The organism is Pirellulales bacterium, from assembly GCA_036499395.1.
In the GTDB taxonomy this organism is placed as follows: domain Bacteria; phylum Planctomycetota; class Planctomycetia; order Pirellulales; family JACPPG01; genus JACPPG01.
The window spans coordinates 1-2,901 of record DASYDW010000036.1 but is presented as its reverse complement, the minus strand read 5'-3'; the positions used below and the strand labels follow the sequence as shown (position 1 = coordinate 2,901).

The 2,901-nt window shown below is 60.4% G+C and carries 4 protein-coding genes; all 4 read right to left on the bottom strand.

Going from position 1 to position 2,901, the window contains the following annotated elements:
• A partial coding sequence (locus tag VGN12_06490) for a hypothetical protein (protein ID HEY4309083.1) occupies positions 1-204 on the bottom strand: 204 nt, incomplete at its 3' end.
• Complete coding sequence (locus VGN12_06485) at positions 201-404, bottom strand: hypothetical protein (protein ID HEY4309082.1); 204 nt, start codon at positions 402-404, stop codon at positions 201-203. The genes VGN12_06485 and VGN12_06490, both read right to left, overlap by 4 nt.
• 168 nt (positions 405-572) lie before the next feature.
• Positions 573-2,351: a hypothetical protein gene (locus tag VGN12_06480; protein HEY4309081.1), complete on the bottom strand. Its 1,779-nt coding sequence runs from the start codon at positions 2,349-2,351 to the stop codon at positions 573-575.
• 125 nt (positions 2,352-2,476) lie between these two features.
• A partial coding sequence (locus tag VGN12_06475) for a hypothetical protein (GenBank protein ID HEY4309080.1) occupies positions 2,477-2,901 on the bottom strand: 425 nt, incomplete at its 5' end.

The window sequence follows — 2,901 nt, the reverse complement described above, 5'->3', positions numbered from 1 at the left end:
GTCACAGACGAAAACTCCGTAGACGACTGTCGGGTTTGGCATTTCATAAACGACGGTTCGCTCCGAGACCGGCGCTTTTTTGATCCCGCTGCCGCACGATGGGCAGTTGCTCGGCTTCCACTCGGGAGCGGCACTTGCCGGACATTGCTCAGCCTCTTTTTCCACGGCGGGTGCTGACCGCTGTTTTTGCTTAGCCTTCTTCATTGCTCTCCCTGCAATTTCTGGACGACATCGGTGAGACGGTCCGCAGCGACGCAACACTCTCTCATTCGCGCCTGCAGTTGGTCCCACTCCGCAATGATTGAAGTCCCGCAGCGGAGCAGCTCTTGAAAATCACGGCGCAAGTCCTCGACCTGGGCGGCGAGTGGCTTTTCGTCAAACGCTTCGTGCTGCTCGTCGTCCATCGCGTTTATCTCCGTTTCAAAAAGCGCCGTAATGCCCCGGCAAAACGCATCGGGCCATTACGGCGTCTGCCGGCATCGCGTTCGACCACCGTCGCGGTCAGTCGCAACGCCGCGGCGACGCTGAACGCGAAACCAAGCATCGCGCGTCGACACATCGCCGTTGGTGTACTATTCGTCAAATTTAGGGCCGCGGACATTTCGTAGTTCGCCTCTGAGATCACCGATCGCACGAACCTGTTGGTCCGCCAACACGACCCAGCGCTGAGAATTCTTTGCGATGGTATCGAGGGCGCTCCCCGTGCCCAGCCGTCCGACGCCTATGCCAGAGAACGTACCAACGATACTGCTCGCGGCAGAGCTGGCGAACGCCGGTAGCGCCCCGCCGAGGTTGTTGCGGACCGCGTTCTGACGTGCCGCTGCCGCCTCGGCAATCAGTCGTTTTCGTTCAGCGTCGAGACGTGCGAGATCGTCGTCAGCCTTTAGTTGCCCCTCTAATCCACGTTGCCGCGCAGCACGTGCCGCAGCGTCGAAATCCGGTAGCGCCCCCTGCTGGCGCTTTCGTTCGTCCTCTATGCCGTTTTCACGCTCATTACGCTTTCGCTCGCGATCGTTGGCGTTGTTCTCGATCTCATCGCCCGCGCCTTTATTTTTTATGTTCGTGGCGATGTCGATCGTACCGGTCAATAAGTCAGAGACCTCTTTGGGGACACCCTGCCACCAGCTTTCGAGCTTCACCCAGGTTTTCAGGATCTTGCCGATCGAGTTGTTCCATGTCTCGATCATTCGCAATGCCAGCGAGTCCCAAATGTCCCCCATGTACGCGACGGACTTGACGAATCCTGTTTTGACAGCGGCCCATGCGTCGACGATGCGCGGCGCGATTTTGGCTGCCAGCTCGTTGAAGCCCGCAAGGGCCTCGTTCCAGATTTCGCCGATGGCATTGGTTCCGCGCACCCATTCGGCCTTTAGCGTGGCCCACAAGATTTGCGCGGCCAGCTTCAGATCGCCGGCCGACAACGCATCTGATATTCCACCGAATGTCTCGGCGGCGAGGTCCTTCAGTTGTAGGAATGCTCCCCCCAGTGCCGACATGGCCGCCACCCCAGTGCCGCGGGCATAGAGGAAATAGGCCCCCATACCTGCTAGGCCAGCGACCAGCAGCCCCACAGGCGAAAGGAGCGCCGTGACGCTGGCGACCAGCACGGTGAATCCGGTCGCAATTGTCCCCATCAAGACGCCGACGCCGGCAATAGCCGTTCCCAGCAATGTGATGGCCGTGCCGGCATAGGCAACGCCCTTGGCGATCTGAAAGGCCTGAGCGATTAGTGCCCGATTCCCACGCACCCACTCGCCCACGCGCTGGGCCGTGGCCTGCATTCGTTTTGCCATGTCAGTGAGTATGGGAGCCACCGCACCGCCGATCGAAGCCGTGATCGCTCGTAAGGTCGCCTGCAGGTCGACCAGCGCGACGCGGTATTCTTCCGCCGACTTGGCGTCTTCGCTGGACATGACGAGCCCAAGCTCGCGAGCTCGTTCGATCAATGCCTGTAATCCCTTTTCACCACCGGCATTGGAAAAAAACTTTTGCCAGGCCTCTTGGTCGGTTCCGAGTGCCTTGATCGAAGTGCCAGTCCGCTCCGCGGCATAGGACAGGGCCGACATGCTCTCGACCGAAATATTGAGCTTCTTGGCGAGGTCAGCCGTATCCACAGCGATGTCCTTGAAGATCTTCGCAGCTGCGGTCATCGGACCGACCAGGATTCCCCCGAGCGCCGTCAGCTTGGCGCCCACGGTTGCGATCGCCACGCCGAAGCTTTTCACTTGCGAACCAGACCGCTGCAACGTGGCCGTGAAGCCATCGTCCTTCATGCGCAGATCGTAGTAGGCCTGGCCGGCCTTGATCTGATGGCCGCCGCCGCTCGAGCCTCGGTCATAAGAAAATGCCATGCGTTTCCTCGTTTAGAAAAACTCCGCCCGGGCCGCCGGAGAAAACAGCGGCCCAGGCGGTACGCAGCAGCACGGCTCGCCCAAATGACTAAACGAGCCGGACCGCAACGTGATTCGTTAATGGATCAAAACGCGTAGCCGGCTACGCTGGCACCATCCGCAAGCTGATCGCAGGGAAGTGTTCGCGAGATGGTCACGTTCAGTGTCTGCGCCCCATCGCGAGTGAGGGTGTGCCGCTCGGTGACAGAAAATGCCGCGTGCTTGAACTGCTGAACGGCTGCGTCGCGAATGGCTTGGAACTCCGCTGGGCTGCGATAGAGACGCTCGAGCGGCGTCAGGCCAGCAGCCGGCGGCGTCAGCTGCTTGGCGAATACGCGCAGCCGCGTCGCTGCCCACAGATTCGCATGGCGATCGTACCGGCGGAGATCCGGCGACGTGACCGATTTTTCTGGGCCCGGCTTTTGCACGACGGCCGCAAGTTTCCCGCTCAAGGTGAGCGGGACGTCGAAATACGCACGGCTGTCGGAAACACTCACCTTCTTTGCCAGTT

Excerpts from the sequence above, each read along its gene's own strand:
- VGN12_06480 (HEY4309081.1), bottom strand. The coding sequence starts at position 2,351 with ATGGCATTTTCTTATGACCGAGGCTCGAGCGGCGGCGGCCATCAGATC.
- VGN12_06485 (HEY4309082.1), bottom strand. The coding sequence starts at position 404 with ATGGACGACGAGCAGCACGAAGCGTTTGACGAAAAGCCACTCGCCGCC.